23 protein-coding genes are annotated in these 23,733 nt (G+C 69.4%); 7 read left to right on the top strand and 16 right to left on the bottom strand.

Going from position 1 to position 23,733, the window contains the following annotated elements; all coding sequences use genetic code 11:
• Positions 1 to 11 precede the first annotated feature (11 nt).
• The gene (locus tag AB0H76_RS08145) at positions 12 to 569 is read right to left on the bottom strand and encodes a hypothetical protein (protein WP_357319060.1); all 558 of its coding nucleotides are present in this window, start codon (positions 567 to 569) and stop codon (positions 12 to 14) included.
• On the bottom strand, positions 566 to 1,231 hold the full coding sequence (locus tag AB0H76_RS08140) for a TetR/AcrR family transcriptional regulator (RefSeq protein WP_357319057.1): 666 nt from the start codon (positions 1,229 to 1,231) through the stop codon (positions 566 to 568). The genes AB0H76_RS08145 and AB0H76_RS08140 overlap by 4 nt, the downstream gene beginning before the upstream one ends.
• Positions 1,232 to 1,416: 185 nt before the next feature.
• Here AB0H76_RS08140 and AB0H76_RS08135 point away from each other — a divergent pair, with 185 nt between their 5' ends.
• Positions 1,417 to 2,829 (top strand): lipase family protein, encoded by a 1,413-nt coding sequence (locus tag AB0H76_RS08135; RefSeq protein WP_357319054.1) that lies wholly within the window; start codon positions 1,417 to 1,419, stop codon positions 2,827 to 2,829.
• 93 nt (positions 2,830 to 2,922) lie between these two features.
• Positions 2,923 to 3,756: an META domain-containing protein gene (locus AB0H76_RS08130; protein ID WP_357319051.1), complete on the top strand. Its 834-nt coding sequence runs from the start codon at positions 2,923 to 2,925 to the stop codon at positions 3,754 to 3,756.
• A 72-nt stretch (positions 3,757 to 3,828) separates the two neighbouring features.
• On the opposite strand, the gene tpiA is transcribed toward AB0H76_RS08130, so the two are convergent.
• The 7 genes from tpiA to uvrC all read right to left on the bottom strand — a co-directional run bounded on the left by tpiA (position 3,829) and on the right by uvrC (position 12,272).
• Positions 3,829 to 4,614: a triose-phosphate isomerase gene (gene tpiA, locus AB0H76_RS08125; protein WP_357319048.1), complete on the bottom strand. Its 786-nt coding sequence runs from the start codon at positions 4,612 to 4,614 to the stop codon at positions 3,829 to 3,831.
• Between the two features lie 3 nt (positions 4,615 to 4,617).
• Entirely contained in the window at positions 4,618 to 5,832 is a 1,215-nt protein-coding gene (locus AB0H76_RS08120; RefSeq protein ID WP_357319046.1) for a phosphoglycerate kinase, read from the bottom strand.
• 5 nt (positions 5,833 to 5,837) lie between these two features.
• Positions 5,838 to 6,857 (bottom strand): type I glyceraldehyde-3-phosphate dehydrogenase, encoded by a 1,020-nt coding sequence (gap, locus tag AB0H76_RS08115; protein WP_357319043.1) that lies wholly within the window; start codon positions 6,855 to 6,857, stop codon positions 5,838 to 5,840.
• 241 nt (positions 6,858 to 7,098) lie between these two features.
• On the bottom strand, positions 7,099 to 8,076 hold the full coding sequence (gene whiA, locus AB0H76_RS08110; RefSeq protein WP_357320513.1) for a DNA-binding protein WhiA: 978 nt from the start codon (positions 8,074 to 8,076) through the stop codon (positions 7,099 to 7,101).
• Positions 8,073 to 9,119, bottom strand: coding sequence for a uridine diphosphate-N-acetylglucosamine-binding protein YvcK (gene yvcK, locus AB0H76_RS08105; RefSeq protein ID WP_357319040.1), 1,047 nt, complete (start codon positions 9,117 to 9,119; stop codon positions 8,073 to 8,075). Before yvcK ends, whiA begins: the two co-directional genes overlap by 4 nt.
• Positions 9,116 to 10,033 carry an RNase adapter RapZ gene (gene rapZ / locus AB0H76_RS08100; RefSeq protein ID WP_357319037.1) on the bottom strand — a complete coding sequence of 306 codons (918 nt, stop codon included), beginning with the start codon at positions 10,031 to 10,033 and terminating at the stop codon, positions 9,116 to 9,118. The genes yvcK and rapZ overlap by 4 nt, the downstream gene beginning before the upstream one ends.
• Positions 10,034 to 10,187: 154 nt before the next feature.
• Positions 10,188 to 12,272, bottom strand: coding sequence for an excinuclease ABC subunit UvrC (gene uvrC / locus AB0H76_RS08095; protein ID WP_357319034.1), 2,085 nt, complete (start codon positions 12,270 to 12,272; stop codon positions 10,188 to 10,190).
• A gap of 86 nt (positions 12,273 to 12,358) precedes the next feature.
• Here uvrC and AB0H76_RS08090 point away from each other — a divergent pair, with 86 nt between their 5' ends.
• Together AB0H76_RS08090 and AB0H76_RS08085 are read left to right on the top strand one after the other, a co-directional pair.
• Positions 12,359 to 12,835: a hypothetical protein gene (locus tag AB0H76_RS08090; RefSeq protein ID WP_357319031.1), complete on the top strand. Its 477-nt coding sequence runs from the start codon at positions 12,359 to 12,361 to the stop codon at positions 12,833 to 12,835.
• 80 nt (positions 12,836 to 12,915) lie between these two features.
• Positions 12,916 to 14,862, top strand: a complete 1,947-nt coding sequence (locus AB0H76_RS08085; protein ID WP_357319028.1) for a gamma-glutamyltransferase family protein — start codon at positions 12,916 to 12,918, stop codon at positions 14,860 to 14,862.
• A gap of 31 nt (positions 14,863 to 14,893) precedes the next feature.
• Here the strand turns inward: AB0H76_RS08085 and AB0H76_RS08080 are convergent, their stop codons facing one another.
• The 4 genes from AB0H76_RS08080 to AB0H76_RS08065 form a co-directional block, all read right to left on the bottom strand.
• On the bottom strand, positions 14,894 to 15,391 hold the full coding sequence (locus AB0H76_RS08080) for a PH domain-containing protein (protein WP_357319025.1): 498 nt from the start codon (positions 15,389 to 15,391) through the stop codon (positions 14,894 to 14,896).
• Positions 15,392 to 15,394: 3 nt separating this feature from the next.
• A complete protein-coding gene (gene ribH, locus AB0H76_RS08075; RefSeq protein ID WP_357319022.1) occupies positions 15,395 to 15,874 on the bottom strand; it encodes a 6,7-dimethyl-8-ribityllumazine synthase in 480 nt (159 codons plus the stop codon).
• 22 nt (positions 15,875 to 15,896) lie between these two features.
• Positions 15,897 to 17,141: a bifunctional 3,4-dihydroxy-2-butanone-4-phosphate synthase/GTP cyclohydrolase II gene (locus tag AB0H76_RS08070; protein ID WP_357319019.1), complete on the bottom strand. Its 1,245-nt coding sequence runs from the start codon at positions 17,139 to 17,141 to the stop codon at positions 15,897 to 15,899.
• Between the two features lie 99 nt (positions 17,142 to 17,240).
• Complete coding sequence (locus tag AB0H76_RS08065) at positions 17,241 to 17,864, bottom strand: riboflavin synthase (protein ID WP_357319016.1); 624 nt, start codon at positions 17,862 to 17,864, stop codon at positions 17,241 to 17,243.
• Positions 17,865 to 18,337: 473 nt separating this feature from the next.
• Here AB0H76_RS08065 and AB0H76_RS08060 point away from each other — a divergent pair, with 473 nt between their 5' ends.
• A complete protein-coding gene (locus AB0H76_RS08060; protein WP_357319013.1) occupies positions 18,338 to 18,802 on the top strand; it encodes a hypothetical protein in 465 nt (154 codons plus the stop codon).
• Positions 18,803 to 18,845: 43 nt separating this feature from the next.
• Here AB0H76_RS08060 and rpe read toward each other — a convergent pair whose 3' ends face one another.
• Positions 18,846 to 19,499: a ribulose-phosphate 3-epimerase gene (gene rpe / locus AB0H76_RS08055; RefSeq protein WP_357320510.1), complete on the bottom strand. Its 654-nt coding sequence runs from the start codon at positions 19,497 to 19,499 to the stop codon at positions 18,846 to 18,848.
• Positions 19,500 to 19,634: 135 nt separating this feature from the next.
• On the opposite strand from rpe, the gene AB0H76_RS08050 reads away from it, so the two are divergent.
• Both AB0H76_RS08050 and AB0H76_RS08045 read left to right on the top strand, forming a co-directional pair.
• Positions 19,635 to 20,054, top strand: coding sequence for an anti-sigma factor (locus tag AB0H76_RS08050; protein WP_357319010.1), 420 nt, complete (start codon positions 19,635 to 19,637; stop codon positions 20,052 to 20,054).
• Positions 20,054 to 20,968: an RNA polymerase sigma factor SigF gene (locus tag AB0H76_RS08045; RefSeq protein ID WP_357319007.1), complete on the top strand. Its 915-nt coding sequence runs from the start codon at positions 20,054 to 20,056 to the stop codon at positions 20,966 to 20,968. The genes AB0H76_RS08050 and AB0H76_RS08045 overlap by 1 nt, the downstream gene beginning before the upstream one ends.
• Here AB0H76_RS08045 and AB0H76_RS08040 read toward each other — a convergent pair whose 3' ends face one another.
• Positions 20,969 to 21,319, bottom strand: coding sequence for an MmcQ/YjbR family DNA-binding protein (locus AB0H76_RS08040; protein WP_357319004.1), 351 nt, complete (start codon positions 21,317 to 21,319; stop codon positions 20,969 to 20,971).
• Positions 21,320 to 21,504: 185 nt separating this feature from the next.
• Entirely contained in the window at positions 21,505 to 23,049 is a 1,545-nt protein-coding gene (locus AB0H76_RS08035; RefSeq protein WP_357320507.1) for a transcription antitermination factor NusB, read from the bottom strand.
• Positions 23,050 to 23,733: the final 684 nt, after the last annotated feature.

Raw genomic sequence — 23,733 nt, 5'->3', positions numbered from 1 at the left:
CGCCGGACCGTTCACCGAGATCGGTTGCGGCGCTCGAAGATCGCGCGGCAGTGCGGATCCGCCATGATCTGAGCCGTCGTATCGGTGTCCGGCGGGTACGGGCGCGCGCGGATGACCCAGTCGAGGCGCAAATACGGGATCGCGTATTGCAGCGTGTCCCAGGACGATCGGAGGGTCGGCGTCCAGTCCATGCGGTGCGGGCCCTCGACCAGGGTGGCGTCGTAACCACCGCGATACCCGAGGTAGTCGTTCCATCGCGCGTAGGACGTGGCCAGGATCAGCTCGTCCGGCACCCGCAGCGTGATCAGCCAGCGTCCGTGCGCCCATTCATGGTGCCCGAGCAGCGAGTTCGCCGTCGATCGCACCGCGCGGCGCTGCCGGGCGCGGCCACGCCAGCACCACACGGGCGGGGCCGCGCCGTCATCGATGCCGCGGCGGCCCAGCTCCCGGGTCAGGTCCTCGAAGGCGGGCCGCCAATTCGCGGTGACCCGTTCCCAGTCCGCCCGATAGTGACCGGCCGATCGGAGGGTCTCGACGACCTCCGGCGCCTGCAGGGTCCACAACCTCACGCGTCGGAGCGTTTGTCGAGATAGCTGACGAGCAGGTCCTCGATCAGCGTCAGCACCGCCTCGTCCATGGCCGGGTCCGGGACCACCCCGCGGACCACCGCCTGCCCCGAGAACAGGTGCAGCACAAGGAAGAACAGCGGTTCGCGCTTGTCCGGCGGGAAGCGGTGCAGCACCCGGGTGCGCTCCACCTCGGAAACGATGCGCGCGTAGTAGTCCTCGACGTTCGGCGCGATGCGGGCGCGGAGTTCGGCGTCCGAGCGCGCGGACAGGTAGATCTCGCGCAGTGCGTGCGTCAGGTTGCCGGCCTGCGCGTCGCGCAGGAAGCGCAGCGCGGTGTCGAGCGAATTCTCTTGGCTGCCCAGCTGTTCCATGACCACGCTGAAGGCCGCGATCTGGCGGGTGATGATCTCCTCGCAGGTGCGCACGATCAGGTCCAGGCGGCTGTCGAACTGCCGGAACATCGCGCCCACCGAGAGCCCGGCCCGGCCGCAGATCTCCTGCACCGTCGCGCGCTGATAGCCGACCTCGCCGATGGCCGCGATGGTGGCGTCCATCAGCTTGGCCACGGTGGCGGCGCGCCGTTCGGACTGTGTGCGGCGTGGACGCTGGGAGCCGGCCGGTGGGCGCTCCGCGGAATCCGCGCCCTCGGCGCTTCGGGTCATGGCTGACAATCCTGCCCGCCGTGCCGGGCGTTACAGCGGCCGGGTGGCGTGACCGTTGACACAGTGCCGGGCCGCGATCTACAGTCTGGGACGCCAGTTAGGAAATAACCGCTCCCTTTGTGGAGCTACCGCGCGGCGCGCCCCTCAGAACGGCCGGCCCAGCGGATTCGCCGAGGAGTTTCTGCATGAGTACGACCACCGCACGGGGCCGGCGCGTCACCCGGGCCTGCCTGGCCCTGACCGCGGGCCTGACCGTCGCGATTTGTCCCGTAGTGGCCAATGACGTTGCCGCGCAACCAGTTCCGGTGGCGCCCCCGCTGCCCTTCCCGATGCCGCCCGCGCCGCCGCATCTCGATCCGGCCTTCTACAGCCCGGACCCGGCCGAGGTCGCCGCCGCGCAGCCCGGCGAGATCCTCGCCGCCCGGCAGGTCAATCTCGCCAACTTCTGGCTCATCCCGCTCAATACCAATGCCTGGCAGGTCTCCTACCGCAGCACCAACACCCGCGGCGAGGCGATCCCGGCGGTCGCGACCGTCATCGTGCCGCACCGCCCGGCACCCACCGGGCAGCGCGGACTGGTCTCGTTCCAGTTCGCCGAGGATTCGCTGTCGATCAGTTGCGCACCCTCCTACACCCTGCAGATGGGCTCGCTGCCGAACCCGCTGAACCCCGTCATCGGTGCGGAATTCATCGAAGTCCAGGCGATGCTGCAACTGGGACACGCGGTGGTGATCCCCGATCACCAGGGCCCCAACGCCGCCTACGCGGTGGGTCCGCTCGGCGGTCGGATCACCCTGGACGGCATTCGCGCGGCGCAGAACTTCGCACCGGCCGGGTTGCCTGGGACAGCCACCCGCACCACCCTCTGGGGCTACTCCGGCGGCGCGATCCCGACCGCGCACGCCGCCGAATTGCACGCGGAGTACGCACCCGAGCTGAACCTGGTCGGCTCGGCGGCGGGCGGCCTGCTGGCCGACATCCGCGCGGCCATCGACTACAACAACGGCACCTCCACCTTCGGCGGCGCGGTCCTGGGCGGCCTGTTCGGCGTCGCACGCGAGTACCCGGAGGTCGACGGCTTCATCCAGCGCCACATGAACCCGCTGGGCAAGGGCATCCGCGTGGTGCACGAAGGCCAGTGCGTGGCATTGCAATTCGCCGCGTTCCCGTTCGTCAACATCAAGGGCCTGTTCGACTACCCCGGCGACCCGATGCGGGCACCGGAAATCCAGCACGTCCTGGACGAGCTGACCCTGGGCCACCGCGGCACGCCCCGCGCCCCGATCTACCTCTACCAGGCCCCGCTGGACGAGGTCATGCCGGTGAACGCGGTCAACCGGACCTACGACACCTACTGCAAGGACCCGAACGCCAGCGTCTTCTACACCCGCGAGCTGATCAGCGAACACGGCATCGCGGCCGTCTCCGGCGCGGGTTCGGCGGTGCTGTGGCTCAACGACCGGCTCAACGGGATCCCGGCGCCGCAGGGCTGCGCCAATCGGGATGTCCCGCTGCAGGTTCTCGATCCCGGCGCCTTCGCCGCCGTCGTCAACGCCCTGGGGCAGACGCTGGCCTCGGCCCTGGGCATGCCGGTCTGAGTGGCGCGCGGCATGCCGGATCACGCTCTCCGGCATGCCGTTATCCAGGCGCGTCGTCGACCCCCGGGCGAGCACCTCGGTAGCATCGCGCACATGTCGGTCAAACTCCTGCGATTCGTTCCGATCCTGCTGTTCGCCTGTGCCACGGCGGCATGCGACAGCGGCGGCAGCGAAGCCACCGACCCCACCCCGAGCCCCAGCCCCACCCCGACCACGGTCGCACCGCCGACCCCGACGGGACACACCTACATCTCCAAAGAGGTGCAGGGGCCGCAGATTCCCGGTGGCGGACCGCTCACCCTCACCTTCACCGCGGACGGCCGGGTCAGCGCGACCGCGGGCTGCAACACCGGGTCCGCGCCGGTCACCCTGGACAACCACACCGTCACCGCCGGGCAGCTCGCGAGCACCCTGATGGGCTGCGACGGCGACCGCGCCCGCGCGGACGAGTGGATGACCGCCCTGCTCGCCTCCGCGCCGTCCTGGGAACTGAAGGACAACACGCTGACCCTGAAGAATCAGGATCAGACGGTCGTGCTGCTGGACAAGAAGATCGCCACCCCGGACAAGCCGCTCGAGTTCACCGTCTGGCGCGTCACCGAGATCATCACCCCGACCGCCCGCACCGCCTCGGTCGCGATCACCGAATCCAAGCCCAGCCTGGTCCTGCGGGACAACGGCGTCTCGGGCAACGCCGGCTGCAACAACTTCAGCGGCAAGGCCCCGATCGACAAGTCCGCCGGCACCACCACCATCGACTTCAAGGACTTCGGCACCACCCGCATGGTGTGCCAGCCGGACGTGATGGAGGTCGACACCGGCGTGCTGCGGGCCCTGAACGGCAAGACGACCGCCACCGTCGACGCCGACACCCTCACCCTGACGAACGCCGAGGGCAACGGCCTGGTCCTGCGCGCGCAGCCGTAACCACCCGGTCCGGTACAGCAATCGGCCCGGCACCGCAGCGCGGTACCGGGCCGATCGAGGTACTGCCGCCGATCAGGGCAGCGGACCGCCCGCGGCGATCGCGGCCAGCGTGGCGAATTCGTCCGCCTTGAGCGACGCACCACCGACGAGCGCGCCGTCGATATCGGTCTGACCGACCAGCTCGCCGACGTTCTTGGCGTTCACCGAACCGCCGTAGAGCACGCGCACACCCGCGGCGACCTCCGCGGAAGCCAGCTCGGCCAGCTCCTTGCGGATCGCGCCGCAGACTTCCTGCGCGTTCGCGGCCGAGGCCACCTTGCCGGTGCCGATGGCCCAGACCGGCTCGTAGGCGATGACGACCTTCGAGATCTCCTCCGCCGTCAGGCCTTTGAGCGAACCGCGCAGCTGCTCGAGGTTGTACTCGACGTGCGTGCCGGCCTCCCGGATGTTCAGGCCCTCACCGATGCACACGATCGGGGTGATCCCGTGCTTCAGCGCCTGCTTGGTCTTCGCCAGCACCGTGGCGTCGTCCTCGCTGTGGTACTGCCGGCGCTCGGAATGCCCGACCACGACGAAACTGCAGCCCAGCTTGGCCAGCATGGCGCCGCTGATCTCGCCGGTGTAGGCGCCCGACTCGTGCACCGAGACATCCTGCGCACCATAGGTGAGCAGCAGCTTGTCGCCCTCGATCAGGGCCTGCACGCTGCGGATGTCGGTGAACGGCGGGACGACCGTGACGTCGACCTTGGCGAAATACTTCTCCGGCAGCGCGAAGGCGATCTTCTGCACCAGGGCGATGGCCTCGAGGTGATTGAGGTTCATCTTCCAGTTGCCCGCGATGAGCGGTGTCCGTGCCATTGCTCAGTCCTCCAGTACCGAAATACCGGGCAGCTCTTTGCCTTCCAGGTATTCCAGAGAGGCGCCACCACCGGTCGAGATGTGCGAGAAGCCGTCGTCGGGCAGGCCGAGCGCGCGCACGGCCGCGGCCGAGTCACCGCCGCCGACCACCGTGAACGCACCCTTTTCGGTGGCCTTCACGATCGCCTCGGCGACGCCGCGGGTACCCGCGGCGAACTTCTCGAACTCGAACACGCCCATCGGGCCGTTCCAGAACACCGTCTTCGCCTCGGTCAGCAGCGCCGCGAAGCGATCCGCCGACTCCGGGCCCACGTCCAGACCCAGCCAGCCGTCCGGAATCTCGTTGGCGGGCACCACCTTCGACTCGGCGTCGGCGGCGAACTTGTCCGCCACCACGATGTCGCGCGGCAGGTGGATGACATCGGCCCAGTCGTCGAGCAGCTTCTTGCAGGTGCCGATCATCTCCTCCTGCAGCAGCGAGGAGCCGACCGAAAGGCCCTGTGCGGCAAGGAAGGTGAAGCACATGCCGCCGCCGATCACCAGGGTGTCGACCTTGGGGGCCAGCGCCTCGATGACGGCCAGCTTGTCCGAGACCTTGGAGCCGCCGAGCACGACCGCGTACGGGCGCTCGGTGTCGGAGGTGAGCTTCTGCAGCACCTCCACCTCCGCGGCGACCAGGCCACCGGCGTAGTGCGGCAGCAGGGTGGCCACGTCGTAGACCGAGGCCTGCTTGCGGTGCACCACACCGAAACCGTCGGAGACGAACGCGCCGTCGTCACCGACCAGCTCGACCAGCGCGTGCGCCAGCTTCAACCGATCGGCGTCGTCCTTGCTGGTCTCGCGGGCGTCGAAGCGGATGTTCTCCAGCAGGAGCACATCGCCGTCGGTGAGGCCCTCGGAGCGCGCCAGCGCGTCCTGGCCCACCACATCGCCCGCCAACTGGACATTGCGGCCCAGTTCCTCGCCCAGTCGCGCGGCGACGGGGGCCAGGGACAGCTTCGGATCCGGCGCGCCCTTCGGGCGGCCCAGATGCGCGGTCACCACGACCTTGGCGCCCGCCTCGGCGAGCGCGCGGATGGTCGGCGCCGAGGCGATGATCCGGCCCGGGTCGGTGATCGCGCCGGTGTCGTCGAGGGGGACGTTCAGGTCGGAGCGCACGAGCACGCCCCGGCCTTCGACGCCCTCGTTCAGCAGGTCTTGAAGAGTCTTGACTGTCATGCGCGTCAGAGGGACTTCGCGACGAGGCCGATGAGGTCGGCCAGACGGTTGGAGTAGCCCCACTCGTTGTCGTACCAGCCGACGACCTTCACCTGATCGTCGATGACCTTGGTCAGCGGCGCGTCGTAGATGCAGGAGTGCGGATCGGTGACGATGTCGCTGGACACGATCGGATCCACGTTGTACTTCAGGTAGCCCTTGAGCGCACCCTCCGCGGCGGCCCGGTACGCGTCGTTGATCGCGTCGATCGAGGCCGACTTGGCCAGCGTGACGGTCAGGTCGGTGACCGAGCCCGTCGGGACCGGCACGCGCAGCGCGTAGCCGTCCAGCTTGCCCTGCAGCTCGGGCAGCACCAGGCCGATGGCCTTGGCCGCGCCGGTGCCGGTGGGCACGATGTTCAGGGCGGCGGCGCGGGCGCGACGCAGGTCGCTGTGCGGGCCGTCCTGCAGGTTCTGATCCTGGGTGTAGGCGTGGATCGTGGTCATCAGGCCACGCTCGATGCCGAAGGTGTCGTTGAGCACCTTGGCCAGCGGGCCCAGGCAGTTGGTGGTGCACGAGGCGTTGGAGATGATGTTCTGGCTGCCGTCGTACTGGCTGTCGTTGACGCCCATGACCACGGTCAGGTCCTCGCCCTTGGCGGGCGCGGAGATGATGACCTTCTTGGCGCCGGCCGCGAGGTGGCCCTTCGCCTTGGTCGCGTCGGTGAAGATACCGGTCGACTCGACGACCACATCGACGCCCAGGTCGCCCCAGGGCAGCGCCGCCGGGCCTTCCTTGATCGCCAGCGCCTTGATCCGCTGATCGCCGACCACGATGGTGTCGTCGCCGTCCAGCGAGACATCCTGCGGCAGGCGGCCGAGGATCGAGTCGTACTTCAGCAAGGTTGCCAGGGACGCGTTATCGGTGAGGTCGTTGACCGCCACGATCTCGATGTCGGTGGTGCCGAGCGCCTTCTGCGCCTCCACCGCCCGGAAGAAGTTGCGTCCGATACGACCGAAGCCGTTGATGCCTACCCGGACAGTCACGTTATCGCTCCTCAGCTTTCAAGCGGATTCATTCCGATGGATGCCACAACCACACTAATGCCCAGGTGCCACCGCTCCGACATGCACCTGCCGTTGTGCACACGGGCAGCACGCAGGGCCGGACGACGCTGGGCGTTCGCGGCCCGCGAACGCCGCTGGCACCAGATCTTTCACCGATAGCGGGCACGAAAAAAGCCCGCCGCTCCGAGCTGCCCCGGAGCGGCGGATTTGTCCGAATCTGTCAGGCCTCGTCGAGCAGTTCGGCGGTGACGGCGGATTCGGTGTCCGGGACACCGAGTTCCTTGGCGCGCCGATCGGCCATCGACAGCAAGCGCCGAATACGGCCGGCCACAGCGTCTTTCGTCATCGGCGGATCGGCGAGCTGGCCCAGCTCCTCCAGGGAGGCCTGGCGGTGCTGCACCCGCAGTTTGCCGGCCGCGGCGAGATGGTCGGGCACATCGTCGCTGAGAATCTCCAGCGCGCGCTCCACCCGCGCGGCCGCGGCGACCGCGGCCCGGGCCGAACGGCGCAGGTTCGCGTCGTCGAAATTGGCCAAACGGTTCGCCGTCGCACGCACCTCGCGGCGCATCCGGCGCTCTTCCCAGGTCAGCCTGGTGTCCTGCGCACCCATGCGGGTCAGCAGGGCGCCGATGGCCTCGCCGTCGCGCACCACGACCCGATCGGTGCCACGCACCTCCCGGGCCTTGGCGGTGATGCCGAGCCGGCGCGCCGCGCCGACCAGCGCCAGTGCCGCCTCCGGCCCCGGGCAGCTCACCTCGAGTGCCGAGGAACGACCCGGCTCGGTGAGCGAACCGTGCGCCAGAAACGCGCCACGCCAAGCGGCTTCGGCGTCGGCGATGCTGCCGCCGACCACCTGTGCGGGCAGGCCGCGCACCGGACGGCCGCGGACGTCGAGCAGACCCGTCTGCCGGGCCAGCGCCTCGCCCTCCTTGGATACGCGCACCACGTACCGGGAGGTCTTACGCAGACCACCCGCGCCGAGCACGTGCACATCGGAGCCGTAGCCGTAGAGCTCGAAGATCTCCCGGCGCAGCCGTCGTGCGATGGAGCCCATATCTACTTCGGCTTCTACGATCACCCGGCCGCCGACGATATGCAGGCCTCCGGCGAAACGTAGGAGCGCGGACAGTTCGGCTTTGCGGGAACTCACCTGTGAAATGGTGAGCCTGCTCAGCTCGTCTTTCACCTCGGCTGTCATTGCCACGAGACGCGCTCCTTTCCACCCAACCCGGACCGCACATCCGCGCCCATGTGCCGTCCTTCGACTCGAAGCCCTGCCTTTTGCGGCCGAGGTTGCCGGATCAGCTGATCCAGTGCGGCGGCGAGCTTTCCGGGGTGATGCCGGTCGGTTCCCGCTTCGGCGACATCGGAAAAGGTTACTCGCGCCCGCAACTGTTCGGCAGCCCTGGCCACATGTTCACGCTCTCGGCCCTCCGGCACCGAGCCCGAATCGACCAAAACCTCGTCGACCACGAATTCCGGTGCGTGCTGGGACAATACATGCAGATGACGCTCGGCGGAGAACCCCGCCGTCTCGCCCGGTTCCGCGGCCAGGTTCAGCACCAGGACCTTACGGGCGCGGGTATAGACCAGCGCGTCCCGCAATTCCGGGACAAGCACATGCGGAATCACGCTGGTGAACCACGAACCCGGCCCCAGCACAACGACATCCGCGTGCTCGATGGCGGAGGTGGCCTCGGGGCTGGCCGGCGGATCCGACGGGATCAGCCGCACCCGGCGTACCTTGCCGGGCGTCGTGGCGACCGCGACCTGGCCGCGAATGCAGCGGCTCACCCGCGGATCCGCTTCCAGCCCGGAGACATCGGCCTCGATATCGAGGGCGATGGGCGACATCGGCAGGACCCGGCCGGTCACCTTGAGCATTTTCCCCAGTTCGTCCAGCGCGTCGACCGGGTTGCCGAGCACCTCGGTGAGGCCCGCCAGGATCAGATTGCCGACCGAATGCCCGGCCAGCGCGCCGGTCCCGCCGAATCGATGCTGAATCGACTGGGTCCAGACGCCTTCGGGATCGGCGGCCAAGGCCGCCAATGCCATTCGCAGATCACCCGGGGGTAGCACGCCTAGCTCGGCGCGTAGGCGGCCGGAGGAGCCGCCGTCGTCGGCCACGGTGACGACCGCGCAGATCTTGCGGGTCAGCCGCCGGACCGCGGTCAATGTCGCGTATAGCCCGTGCCCGCCACCTAGCGCAACGATGGCGGGATTGGATTCCCACCCTGTCATTCGCGCCCCAGATCCCGATGCACCACGCGCACGACGTCGGGGGCCCCTGCCGCACCCTGCTCGTCGAATTGCGCGCCGATCAGTTCGCCGAGTGCCTCGGCTATGGCCACGCTGCGGTGCTTGCCTCCGGTGCAGCCCACTGCCACCGTCATGTATCGCTTCCCCTCTTGGCGGTAACCGTTCGTCGTCAGGTCGACCAGGTGGTGCGCCGTACGGAGATAGTCGGCCGCGCCAGGGCGCGACAGCACGTACTCGCTGACCACCGCTTCCTGTCCCGAATGTTCCCGAAGTTCCGGTATCCAATGCGGATTGGGTAGAAAACGCACATCCAACACCATGTCTGCGTCCAGCGGAACCCCGTATTTGAAGCCGAAGGACTGCACGGTCAACTGCAATGCGGCGGGTGTACCGCCGCCATAGGCCTCCTCGAGCTTGCGGTGCAATTGGTGGATCGATAATTCCGAAGTGTCGATGACCAGGTCGGCCGCGGTCTTCACGGTGGAAAGGCGGACCCGCTCGGAGGCGATACCCGCCGAGAGCGTGCCGTCCCGGCTTTCGCTCTGCAGCGGATGCCGGCGCCGAGCGAAGCCGAAACGACGGATCAGGACGTCGTCGGAGGCCTCCAGGAACAGGATCCGGGTGCGCACGCCGCGCGCCCGCAACTGCTCGGTCACCACCGAGAGATTGCCGGTGAAGAAGCGGCTGCGCACGTCCATGACCAGGGCCAGCCGCCGAATCGGCGGATCGGCGGAGGTACCGAGCTCGACCATGCGGCCGATCAGTTCCGGGGGCAGGTTGTCGGTGACGTACCAGCCCAGATCCTCGAGCACCCGGGCCGCGGTGCCGCGGCCCGCACCCGACAGACCGGTGACGATGACGACCTCGACGTTGCACTGCGCCCCGGACTCGGGCATGGCGGAACCGGCGGCCGAACGGGGGCCGCCCGCAGAACTGTTCGATTCGACGCGTGTCATGTCCTACCGGATCTGTGTCTAGGGTGCCTCTCGATCATCCCGTACCGGTTCCGGTATCGGGCGCAGACACACAACGTACGCGACACGGATTTCTTCAATTGTCGCTTGCCGGCTGGCGTGTCGCGTCCGGTTGGTCCGTATTGAGTGCTGCCAGCACCGCCTTCGCGGTGGCCACGCCGATGCCGGGCACCTCGGTGATCTGCTCGATGGAGGCCTCCTTGAGTTTGGCGACCGACCCGAAATGGGTGACCAGGGCGGTGCGGCGGGACTGCCCGAGGCCCTTCACCGAATCCAGGGCGGAGGCCGTCATCCGGCGGGACCGCTTGCTGCGATGGAAGGTGATGGCGAAGCGGTGCGCCTCGTCGCGCACGCGCTGCAGCAGGAACAGGGCCTCGCTGTTGCGGGGCATGATCACCGGATCGGGCTCGCCCGGCACCCAGACCTCCTCGAGGCGCTTGGCCAGGCCGATGACAGCCACGTCTGTGATGCCCAGATCGTCGAGCGCCTCGGCGGCGGCCGCGACCTGGGGTGCGCCGCCGTCGACGACGTAGAGGTTGGGCGGGTAGGCGAACTTGCGGGGGCGGCCGGTGTTCGGATCGATGCCGGGACGGGACACCGGTTCGTCCGCGCCGAGCGCGTCGTCCGCGTCGAGCTCGAGCGCGAACTCGGGCGCGAGCGGAGCCTCGGCCTGCAATTCCGCGGCTTCCATCTCCTCGCGCTCCTTCCGGAGCCGCCAGAACCGCCGCCTGGTCACCTCGCGGATGCTGCCGACGTCGTCGGAGCGGCCCTCCCCCGCGGCCTCCTTGATGGTGAAGTGCCGATACTCGGATTTGCGGGCCAGGCCGTCCTCGAACACGACCAGGGAGGCCACCACGTCGGTGCCCTGCACATGACTGATGTCGACGCACTCGATCCGCAGCGGGGCGGTGTCGAGCTCGAGGGCGTCCTGAATGTCTTGCAGCGCGGCCGATCTCGAGGTCAGATCGCCCGCGCGCTTGAGTTTGTGCTGGGCCAGCGCGTCCTTCGCGTTGCGCTGCACCGTCTCGGCGAGGGCCTTCTTGTCGCCGCGCTGGGGCACCCGCAGGCTGACCGCCGCGCCGCGCAGCTTGCTCAGCCACTCCTGGATCTGCTCGGCGTCGGCGGGCAACTCCGGGACCAGCACCTCGCGCGGCACCACGGTGGCCGCCTGCTCCTCGGCCGCCAGCTCGGCCACCGCGACCTGCTCGCCGTAGAACTGGGTGAGGAACTGCTCGACCACGGCGGCCATCTCCCCGCCCGCCTCGGGAGCGTCGATGGCGTCACCGGATTTGTCCACCACCCAGCCGCGCTGGCCGCGGACCCGGCCGTCGCGGACGTGGAAGACCTGCACCGAGACCTGGAGCTCGTCGGTGGCGAAGGCGATCACATCGGCGTCGGTGCCGTCGCCGAGCACCACCGCCTGCTTCTCCAGGGCGCGGCGCAGGGCCTGCACGTCATCGCGCAGGCGGGCGGCGGTCTCGAAATCGAGATCCTCGGCCGCGTCCTGCATGCGGCGTTCCAGATCACGCACCATGCGGTCGGTCCGGCCGGCCAGGAAGTCGCAGAAATCGTCGACGATCTGGCGGTGCTCCGCGGCGCTGACCCGGCCCACGCAGGGCGCGGCGCACTTGTCGATGTAGCCGAGCAGACAGGGGCGCCCGATCTGGTTGTGCCGCTTGAAGACTCCGTTGGAGCAGGTGCGGGCCGGGAATACCCGCAACAGCAGATCCAAGGTCTCGCGGATGGCCCAGGCGTGCGCGTAGGGCCCGAAGTAGCGCACCCCCTTCTTACGCGCGCCGCGATAGACGAACAGCCGCGGGAACTCCTCGTTCAGGGTGACCGCGAGCACCGGGTAGGACTTGTCGTCGCGGTAGCGGACGTTGAAGCGTGGATCGAATTCCTTGATCCAGTTGTATTCCAGCTGCAGCGCCTCCACCTCGGTGGAGACGACCGTCCACTCGACGCTGGCCGCGGTGGTGACCATCTGGCGGGTGCGCGGATGCAGCGACGCCACGTCGGCGAAGTACGAATTCAGCCTGCTGCGCAGGCTCTTCGCCTTGCCGACGTAGATGACCCGCCGATGCGCGTCCCGGAACTTGTACACCCCGGGCTCGACTGGAATCGTCCCCGGACCAGGCCGGTACGTCGCTGGATCTGCCACCCGAACAGCCTATCGAGTGCCACCGACAGGCCTGCGCGGCCAGGCTCGCACTGGCGCAGCGGGCCCGGGTGATCTTGAATAACGCGGTGTCCGACAGTGATTTCCCGCAGTACCCCACGCACTACTCGCAGCAGCCGCCGCCCGGCGGAATCCCCTCCGCCGGTGGCCGACTCGGCTCTGCGCCGCAGATTCCCCGCATGCCGGGCACGGTGCGCGCGGCCCAGGTGATCTCGTTCGTCATGGCCGGACTCGGCGTGGCCCTGACGGTATTGCAGGGCGTGGTCTTCGGCGCCGAGCGCGCGGGCGGGGCCGCCTTCGGCTTCCTGTGCGCTTGGATCCTCGCCGCGCTGGCCGTCCAGTTCGGCAGCGCCGGGCCCGGGACGCGGACCGCGGCGCTGACCTTGTCGATCGTCGAGGCGCTGATCGGGCTCGGTGGCATGGCCGCGATGCAGCCGCCGGGGCTGCTCGGCATCCTCGTCGGAATCGTGACCGCGTGCCTGGTCGGCGGGCCGGGGGCGGCCGCCTGGTTCGCCCGGCCGCGGCCGGGCTATCCGGCCGGATAGCGGCCGCCGGAGTGCTTGCGCCGGACGCCTTTTCGTTCCGATCCCGGGCGGCTGCCGATGATCGGCGTTAAAGTCCGTGCATGAAGCGCACACGCGGAAAGTGGGTTGGCGCTGGCGCGGCGTTGACGCTCGTAGTCGGGATCGTCACCGGATGTTCTGGCGATGACCAGCAGGCCGGCGGGGCCTGCGGGGAAAGCGCGAACGGGACGCCGGTGACGGCGGCCGCCGGAACGAGCGCCGCGACAACCAATATCGCGACGAATCCGGAGATCGCGTCCGGATACCGCTCCGGCATGAAAGCCGTGAAGACCAAGACCTACGCGGTATCGACGGCCAATCCGATCTCCACCAGGGCCGCGTGCGAGGTGCTGGACAAGGGCGGCACGGCCGCGGACGCGCTGATCGCCGCGCAGGCGGTGCTCGGGCTGGTGGAGCCCCAGGCCTCCGGCATCGGCGGCGGCGGGTTCCTGCTCTACTACGACGCGGCGAGCAAGAACGTCGAGGCCTACGACGGGCGCGAGGTCGCGCCGGCCGCGGCCACCGAGAACTATCTGCGGTGGGTCAGCGACACCGATCGCACCGAGCCCAAGCCCAGCACCCGGGCCAGCGGACGCTCCATCGGTGTGCCCGGGATCCTGCGGATGCTGGAAATGGCGCACCGCGAGCACGGCAAGACCGGCTGGCGCGAGCTGTTCGATCCGGCGATCGGGCTGGCGGACCGCGGCTTCGAGATCAGCCCCCGGCTGGCCGGGCAGATCGCGGAGTCGGCCAAGGATCTGGCCGTCGACGAGGCGGCCAAGGCGTACTTCCTGAACCCCGACGGGTCGGCGAAGAAGGTCAATACCCTGCTGACCAACCCCGGGATGTCGAAGACGTTGAGCGCCATCGCCACCGACGGCGCGGACGCGTTCTACACCGGGGCGGTCGCGCAGGCGATCGTCGACGCCGCGGCCGCCACCACCGGCGGGCGCACCGGCGGCCAGATCACCCTGGCCGATCTCGCCGGATACCAGCCCAAGAAGCGCACCGCGCTGTGCTCGGGATACCGCGCGCACGAGATCTGCGGCATGCCCGCGCCCTCCTCCGGCGGCAGCACGGTCGCCGCGACACTGGGCATCCTGGAGAACTTCGACCTGTCCGGACTGAAGCCGGAGAATCTCGACGCCAACGGCGGCAAGCCGAAAGCCGAAGCGGTGCACCTGATCTCGGAGGCCGAACGGCTCGCCTACGCCGACCGCAACAAGTACGTGGCCGACGAGGACTTCATCCCGCTGCCCGGCGGTTCGATGCAGACCCTGATCGACAAGAACTACCTGAAGCAGCGCGCCGGGCTGATCAATCCGGCCCGCAGCATGGGCACCGCCCAGCCCGGTGATTTCGGCCCGGTCCCGCTCGGTGTCGGCCAGCAGCCGCCCGAGCACGGCACCAGCCACATCTCGGTGGTCGACAAGTACGGCAATGCCGCGGCGCTGACCACCACGGTCGAATCCGCCTTCGGTTCCTTCCACGTCGTCGACGGATTCGTCCTGAACAACCAGCTCACCGACTTCGCCGCCGATCCGCTCGGCACCGACGGCGCGCCGGTGGCCAATCGCATCCAGCCGAACAAGCGCCCGCGCAGCTCGATGGCGCCCACGCTGGTCTTCGATCGCGCGGCCGACGGCACCCGCGGCGCGCTCACCCACGTCACCGGCTCCCCCGGCGGCTCGGTGATCATCCAGTTCGTCGTCAAAACACTGGTCGGCCTGCTGGATTGGGGCCTGGACCCGCAGCAGGCGGTCTCCGCGGTCTCCTTCGGCGCGGGCAACGCCCCGGCCACCGGGATCGGCGGCGAGCATCCCGCGATCAACGCCGCGAACAAGGGCGACAACGATCCGCTGGTCATCCGCCTGCGGGAGCTGGGCCATCAGGTCTCGGTGGCGCCACAGGTCAGTGGTCTGAGCGCACTGCGACTCGACCCGGGTAACGGCTGGGTCGGCGGCGCCGACCCGCGCCGTGAGGGAGCCGTCTACGGCGATACGCGCTGATCGGGGCGTCCCGGCCGGTTGCCGGCCGGGACTACTCCGGGGTCTGGTCCGCGGTGTACTTCGCGCCGAGCTCGCGCAGATGATCCATCGCGTCCGCGGCACGGGACTTGTCGTTGGACCGGATCGCCAGCAGCGGGACGTATTCGTCGTCGGCGAGTTCCAGGCGGGCCCAGGACTTGCCGGGCAGGAACGAGACGCCGCGAATGTGCCGCCAGGCGAAGAGGTTGTCGCCGAGGATGTTCCGGACCGAGACGCCCTGCGGCCCGACCCGCAGTCGCGGGCGGGTCAGGGTCAGGATGCCGGCGGCGATGAGCAGGCCGACGCCGATCATCGCGAACTGGTCCACGACCCGGAAGTTGACGCCGGTGGAACCGGACCGCAGCCAGATGCCGCCGATGGTGAAGACCGCGAAGATCAGGCTCGCGGAAATCCAGGCGGTGCGGACCGCGCGGCGCGGCCGCACCTCGAGGTCCCATGCCGCGGCATCCGCGACCGGCTGATCACGGCGCCGGATTCGCTCGACAGGCATCGGTCAGAACGACTCTCGCAGCGCGCGCAGGGTGAGCGCGGCGTCCAGCGCCGCCTTTGCGGCCTGCTCGCCCTTGTCCTCGGCCGAACCGGGCAGCCCGGCCCGGTCCAGGGCCTGCTCCTCGGTGTTGGTGGTGAGCACGCCGTTGGTGACCGGGGTCGCCGCGTCCAGCGAGACCCGGGTCAGACCGGCGGTGACCGCGTCACACACGTACTCGAAATGCGGTGTGCCGCCGCGGATCACGACGCCGAGCGCGACCACCGCGTCATGGGTGCGCGCCAATTCCTGCGCGACGACCGGCAATTCCATCGCGCCCGCGCAGCGGACCGTGGTCACGTGCCGCACGCCCGCCTCCTTGGCCACCCGCTCGGCGTTCGCCACCAGGGTGTCGCAGATCGTGGTGTGCCAGCGCGAGGCCACGATGCCGAGCTTGAGGTCCTTGGCATCCGACAGCTCGAAGCTGGGTACGCCCGTGCCGCTCATCGATTTCCGCCCTTCGGGAAAGTCACTGTGCCGTCTCGCCGAGGTCGAACTCGTCCAGCCCGATCAGGTCATGACCCATCCGGTCCCGCTTGGTGCGCAGGTAGCGGAGGTTCTCGGCGTTGGCGCGCAACGGCATCGGGACCCGGTCGGTGATCCGCAGGCCGTAGCCGTCCAGGCCGACGCGCTTGGCCGGGTTGTTGGTGAGCAGGCGCATGGACCGGATGCCGAGATCGACCAGGATCTGCGCGCCGGTGCCGTAGTCGCGGGCGTCGGCGGGCAGGCCGAGATCGAGATTGGCGTCGACGGTGTCGCGGCCGGAATCCTGGAGCTGGTAGGCCTGCAGCTTGTGCATCAGGCCGATGCCGCGGCCCTCGTGGCCACGCATGTACAGCACCACGCCCCGGCCCTCGGCGGCCACCATTTCCAGCGCGGCGTCCAGCTGCGGGCCGCAGTCGCAGCGCAGCGAACCGAACACGTCACCGGTGAGGCACTCCGAGTGCACGCGCACCAGCACGTCCTCGCCGTCGCTGATATCGCCACGGACCAGCGCGACATGCTCGACGTCGTCGTAGATGCTCTGGTAGCCGACCGCCAGGAACTCACCGTGCGCGGTGGGGATGCGCGCCTCGGCGACCCGGACGACCTGCTTCTCGTGCTTGCGCCGCCAGGCGATCATGTCGGCGATGGAGATCAGCGCCAGATCATGCTCGTCGGCGAAGATGCGTAGCTCCTCGGTGCGGGCCATGTGGCCCTCGTCCTTCTGGCTGACGATCTCGCAGATGACACCGGCCGGGCGCAGGCCCGCCATCCGGGACAGGTCGACGGCGGCCTCGGTGTGACCGGGGCGGCGCAGCACGCCGCCGTCCTTGGCGCGCAGCGGGACCACGTGACCGGGGCGGGTCAGGTCGTCGGCCTTGGCGTCCGGGTCGGCGAGCAGGCGCATGGTGGTGGCGCGGTCGGCGCCGGAGATGCCGGTGGTGATGCCCTCGCGCGCGTCGACCGACACGGTGTAGGCGGTGCCGTGCTTGTCCTGGTTCTGCGCGTACATCGGCGGCAGGCCGAGGCGGTCGCAGTCGTCACCGATGAGCGGCACGCAGATGTAGCCGGAGGTGTAGCGAATCATGAAGGCGACCAGCTCGGGGGTGGCCTTCTCCGCCGCGAAGATGAGGTCGCCCTCGTTCTCACGGTCCTCGTCGTCGACGACGACGACGGCCTTACCAGCGGCGATGTCGGCGACTGCGCGCTCGATGGTGTCGAACCTGGTCACGTCAGCTGTGCTCCATATCGAAAGAAGTGTCCGGCGCGGCCGAGCACCTTGCCTCACTACATTAAGGCCTTCGGGGTGCGCCTCCGCCCCCGAGGCCGGTCAGCCGCGCTGCTGCAGCCGCTCGACGTACTTGGCGATCACGTCGACCTCGAGGTTCACGGTGGTGCCGACGGCGGCGGTGCCGAGATTGGTCAGCGACAGCGTGGTCGGGATGAGCGAGACCTCGAACCAGTCCCGAGTGCCGTCGGCGGCGGGCGCGTCGTCGCGGCCGAGGCCGGAGACGGTGAGCGAGATGCCGTCGAGGGTGATCGAGCCCTTCTCCACCACGTACTTGGCGATCGGGTCGGGCAGTGAGATGCGCACCACCTCCCAGTTCTCCGAGGGCGTGCGGGCCAGCACGGTGCCGGTGCCGTCGACGTGGCCCTGCACCAGGTGCCCGCCGAGGCGGCTGTTCAGGGCGGCGGCGCGCTCCAGGTTGACCCGCGCGCCGGCGCCGAGGCCGCCGATGCTGGAGCGGTTCAGCGTCTCCTGCATCACATCGACGGTGAAGCTGTCGCCGTCGACCACGTCGACGACGGTCAGGCAGACGCCGTTGACCGCGATGGAGTCGCCGTGCCCGGCATCGGAGGTGACGAGCTTGCCCCGGATGGTCAGGCGCGCGGCGTCGGCCAGCGGCTCGGTGGCGACGATCTCGCCGAGCTCCTCGACGATGCCTGTGAACATGGGTGCACTCCCCTGGTCGCGTTCGTGTGTCGGTGGGCGGAACAAGCTGGGCGTGGCTGCTATTCCCGCGCTCGCCCCCAGGGTAACGACGCCCCGTCGTAGCGCGGCAGCGTGGTTCCGGCCCGGGCGCCGCGGCGCCGGAACCGACCGCGTGACCGGCAAGCACCGTCGGTTTCTGTACACCGATACGAAATTGCCGGGCGTTTACCACGGCGAGATAAACAGACTGCCCAGAATTTCCGCGCATTACGAATGAATCAAGACTATTTGCCCGGAGTGCCGAATCTTGCTGCTACCCAGCAGAAAACACACCTACACATTTCCCTTGCATCCGAACGGAAATGGATGCAAGATTGTTATGTACATGACTCCGACCGTTCGAATTGCGTTAGCCAGCCGGCAACGAACGGCCTTCTACCAGCAGTTGGAAGCGGATCCTTCATGGTTAATCCACCACTCAACGGGGGTGCTGCGTGACTACTCTTCTCGATGCGACGCTAGAAGTTCGCTGCGGGCAGTACCGCCGCGAGTTCCAGATGCCCGCCGCGATCGACCCGGCCTCGCGGCACATCCTCTTGCACATCGGCCAGGAGTACGGCGCCGTCACCATGCCGGCCGCGCTGGGTGAGCAGGTGCAGCAGCAGCTCACCGCCGCACAGCTGGCCGCGCCGGTCGTGCACCACCCGCGCGCCGAACGGTGGACCTTCATCACCGGGCCCGCCTCGGAGGCGCTCACCGCGCACGTCTCGGCCGAACTCTTCCGGCTCTACGCGACGGTCGCCTGCACCGGCACCCAGGTGGTGCTGCCCTCCTTCGAGGACGAGCGCACCGGGCACCGCGTCTGGGTGCAGCAGCCCGAGAACGCGACCGCCCTGCCGCCGATCACCGCCGTCATCGAGGCGGCCCTCGGCAGCCGCCGGAAACCGCACTACAACTGAGCTTTACCTGGTCGGGCGCTGAATTCCGCAGCGCCCGAGGCGATCAGAGCCAGTGCTCGGCGGCCTGCCGCCGCAGCTTCTCCACCGTGGCACCGGGGTCGGCCGTGTTGTAGACCGCCGATCCCGCGACGAAGCAGTCGATTCCGGCCTCCGCCGCCTGCTCGATGGTGTCGGCGTTGATGCCGCCGTCGATCTCCACCAGCAGCCGCAGCTCACCCGAATCCACCAGGTTGCGCACGATCCGGGCCTTTTCCAGCACGCTCGCGATGAACGACTGCCCACCGAATCCCGGCTCCACGCTCATCACCAGCAGCGTGTCGAAGCTCTTCAGGATCTCCAGGTACGGCTCGATCGGCGTGTTCGGCTTCACCGACAGGCCGGCCTTGGCGCCGGCCGCGCGGATATCGCGCGCCACCGCCACCGGATCCTCGGTCGCCTCCGCGTGGAAGGTGACGTTGTGTGCGCCCGCCTCCGCGTACGGCGGCGCCCAACGGCCCGGATCCTCGATCATCAGATGGCAATCCAGCGGAATGTCGGTCGCCTTCAGCAGACTCTGCACCACCGGCAGGCCCAGCGTCAGATTCGGCACGAAGTGCGCGTCCATCACATCGACGTGCAGCCAGTCGGCGGTCGCGACGGCCGCGGTCTCGTCCGCGAGACGAGCGAAGTCGGCGGAGAGGATGGACGGGGCGATCATCGGCTGAGCCGGTCGCGAAAACGTCGGTGTGGACACAACGCCGGAGTCTACCGAGCACCGCCCACACGCCGTGACTGTCCCCTCTCACCAGGCAAACGATGATTGCGGGGCGCCGCAATGGGTAGCCTTGACAGGGTGATCAATATTTCGGCGGAACAGGGGACCAGCTCCCCGGTGGAGATTCGGGTGGCCGCATCGGTCACACAGCTGCCCATCGTGCGCGGGCTCGCCGAAACTCTCGTGCTACTCAGCGAATTCACGCTCGACGAGGTCGCCGACATCCGGTTGGCCGTCGACGAGGTGTGTTCCACGCTGATCGCGGTCGCGAAGCCCGGGTCCAGCCTGACCTGCCGGTTCACCATCGGTGAGACCGAGTTGCTGGTGCACGTCAGCGGGATCGCGGGCAACGAGGGCTTGCCGGACCAGCGCAGTTTCGGGTGGCATGTGCTGCGCACCCTCACCGATTCGGTGCAGGCGACACAGGATCCCTTCGACTCCGCGGCTTCCGGATACCCCACGACGGTCGAATTCCGTCGCGTCCGGGGGAAGGCGTAGTGGCGGAAGACGAGACTGTGTTCGATCCGGAGCGCAAGGAAGCCGAGGCGGCCCCCAGCGAAACGCCCGAATCCGAGCCCAGTACTGCGAGTGCGGAAGCCGAAGCGGTTCCCGCGGAAGCCGAGGAGGACGCCGAAACCGTCGAGGAGGTCGGCTCGTCCTCCGGGTACGACGATCTCGGCGCGCTGTTCGAGCGGCTCGCCGCCGCCGCCCCGGGGTCCGCGAAGTACACCGCGCTGCGCGACGAGCTGATCAGCCGCTGCATCCCGCTCGCCGACCACATCGCGCGCAAATTCAGCGGGCGCGGTGAACCTTTCGACGACCTCACCCAGGTCGCGCGGGTCGGGCTGGTGCACGCGGTGGACCGCTTCGATCCCGCCCGCGGCTCCAACTTCCTGTCCTTCGCGGTGCCGACCATCATGGGCGAGGTCCGGCGCTACTTCCGCGACAACACCTGGGCGATGCGAGTTCCGCGGCGTGTCAAGGAAACTCATCTGCGCATCGGCTCCGCCATCGACGCGCTCTCCCAGACCCTGGGGCGCTCCCCCACGGCCAAGGAGATCGCCGCGCATCTCGATGTCGATCCGGACGAGGTCACCCAGGCGGTCATCGCCGGCAATGCCTACCAGCCGAGTTCGATCGACGCCGCCTCGCTCGGCCGCGACACCGACGCGTCGCTGCTCGACACCCTCGGCGAGGAGGAGGGTCAGTTCGAGCGGGTCGAGGAGTACGTGGCGATCAGACCGCTGCTGGCCGGCCTGCCCGAGCGGGAACGCCGGATCCTGACCATGCGGTTCTTCGAGTCGATGACCCAGACCCAGATCGCGAAGCAGATGGGCATCTCGCAGATGCACGTCTCGCGCATCCTCACCAAAACCCTGGCCCGCCTGCGGGAACTGTCCGAACGCGAGTAATCACCCCGGCTGCTGCTTGCGCTGCTTGCGCAGTTTCGCGGGCGCAGCCAGCCACCAGGCCGCGTCGAGCAGTTCGCGCAGCTGATCGCGCTCGACGCGATCCAGGTCGATCAGGATGTACGGATACCCGTCGTAGTGCGGGGTGGTGTAGAAGGCCGGATCACCCGAGGCCAACAGCGCCTCCTTCTCCACCATCTCGCACTGCAACACCAGCCCGCCCTCGACCTCGTCCCGCAGCCGCGCGAACCCCTTCTTCCCCACCTTCAGCGCCGGACTGCGCCACCACGTGGACTCCTCCACGCCCGGCAGATCGGTCGCCAGCTCGACGACGCCTTTCCAGGTGATAGCCATACCTGCCAGTTTGCCCCGTCGGCGGGCGTCCGGCTTGGACATTTGGAACCGCTCGGACTGCTCCAGCCCAGCTCCCTTTCCGCTGGCCTCGGTGACGGCAGTGCGGGCGGCGGCAGCAGTGTGGGCGGCCCCTCGGCGCGGGGCCGCCCACAAGACCGACCTCAGTCGGGGTCGATTATCTTCTGCTACAGCGGTTTACGCAGAGCGGCCAAGAACATGGCGTCGGTGCCGTGGCGGTGCGGCCAGAGTTGCGCGCCCGGGCCGTCGCCGATGTCGGTGACGCCCGGGAGCAGGTCGCGGGTGTCGAGTTGCTCGGCGCCGGAGCGGCGGACGAAATCGCCGACGACGGAGACCGTTTCCGGCAGGTGCGGGGAGCAGGTCGAGTAGACGACGACGCCGCCCGGACGGACCAGTTCCCACGCGGCGGCGAGCAATTCGCGCTGGAGCAGTACCAGTTCGCGGACGTCGGAGGGTGTGCGCCGCCAGCGCGCCTCCGGGCGGCGGCGCAGCGCACCGAGGCCGGTGCACGGCGCGTCGACCAGGACGCGGTCGTAGCCGGGGGTCAGTCCGCTGTCGCGGCCGTCGACGACGTGCACCTCGACCGGCAGCCCCTTGGTGGACTTGCGGACCAGTTCGGCGCGGTGCTCGGCGGGTTCGACCGCGTCGACGTGGAACTGGTCGATCGCGGCGAGCGCGCCGAGCAGTGCCGCCTTGCCGCCGGGGCCGGCGCACAGGTCGAGCCAGCGGCCGCCGTCGGGACCTTCCAGCGGAGCGCGGGTCAGGCTGAGCGCGACCAGCTGGCTGCCCTCGTCCTGCACACTCGCCAGACCGTCCCGCACCGGCTCGAGCTTGCCCGGGTCGCCGCCGTCGAGGTAGACCGCGTACGGCGACCACTTGCCTTCGGTGCCACCGGTAACGAGCGCGAGTTCTTCGGCGGAGATCTCACCGGGTCGTGCGACCAGGTGCACCAGCGGCCGGGCATCGTCGGCCTCGAGCGCGTCGCGCAGTTCCGCGGCCCGCACCCCGAGCGCGTCCGCGAACGCCTGCGCGATCCACACCGGATGCGCGAACTCGAAAGCCAAGCGGCCCACCGGATCCTGCGGGGCCAGTTCTTCCACCCACTGCTCGGGGGTCTTCTCGCCCGCGCGCCGCAGCACCGCGTTCACGAACCCGGCCTTGCTCTGCCCGAATTCGCCGCGCGCCAGCGCGACCGAGGTATCCACCGCCGCGTGCGCACCGATCCGCGTCCGCAACAGCTGATACACGCCCAGCCGCAACACATCCAGCAGCGGACCATCGACCTCGGCCACCGGCCGCCCGGCCCCGGCCGCGATCACCGCGTCCAGCAGCCCGAGCGAACGACACGCCCCATAGGCGAGCTCCGTCGCCAGCGCCGCGTCCCGCCCGGAGATGTTGCGCTCCCGAAGCAGTCCCGGCAACACGAGATTCGCGTACGCGTCCCGCTCCCGCACCGCCCGCAGCACATCCCGCGCCACCAACCGCACCGGATCCCCCACCTCCGGCTTACGCGCCTTACCCCGATCCGGCTGCGCCGCACCGCCCTTGGCGGCACCACCTTTGGCTGACCCACCAGCAGGCCGATTCTTAGGCGCACCGGTCTTCTTCCGCGCACCGCCCTCCGACGCCCGTTCCGGCTTCGACCGCCCCGATCCACTCCCCTGCGCCGAGCCCGCCCGCCCGGCACCCGCCGAGCGATCGCCACGCGACACAGATCCGCTCGCGCCGTCGGCCGTCGCGGTTCCCTCGCCGGAAACGGCCCGATGACCGTTGTGCGGCCGATCGCCGCCTGCCACGATTCCGCTGCCGGAGTCACCTGCCGAAGGCCCGCGTCCGGACGACGCTCGGCCGGTGGCACCGGCGCGACGGGAGTCGTCCGAAGCCTGGTTCCGCCCGGAACGTTCCCGGGCACCGCGATCGGCAGCGCTATCCGCGCCACCGGTGCGCGCCGACGTCACGTCCCGCCGCTCCGGCCGACTCCGGGGCGCGTCACCGCGGCGGTCGTCGGTGCGGGTGCCGCTGTCGTACTCGCGGGGCGCTTGGCGGCGGGCCGGGGTCGTCCCGTCGTCCCGGGCGGCCGCGCGCTTCGGGTTCTGGGCGCGGGAGAGCCAGCCGCTGTCGATCGCGCCCGCGGTCGGCTTGCGCCCGGCGGGTTTGCGGGGGCGGTCGTCGCGGCGCGGGGCCGCGTCACCGGTCGAATTCGACTGGGGTGCGCCCTTTTTCGCCGGCCGCTGGGGTGCCGCGCCCGCGTCGGTTCCACGCTGCGCGGCGATTCGCCGACGCCTGTCTTCCGCGCTCATGCACGCACCTCGCTGCCGCTCGTCCGTGCCGCGGCCGCGGATGCGGCTCGCCGGTTTCCGCTGCCCGCACCGAGTCGCCGCTCGGCCGGACCGGTT

This window comes from Nocardia sp. NPDC050712 (assembly GCF_040654295.1).
Lineage (GTDB): Bacteria > Actinomycetota > Actinomycetes > Mycobacteriales > Mycobacteriaceae > Nocardia.
Note: the sequence above shows the minus strand (reverse complement) of the source record. Positions and strands in the feature narration are given on the sequence as shown.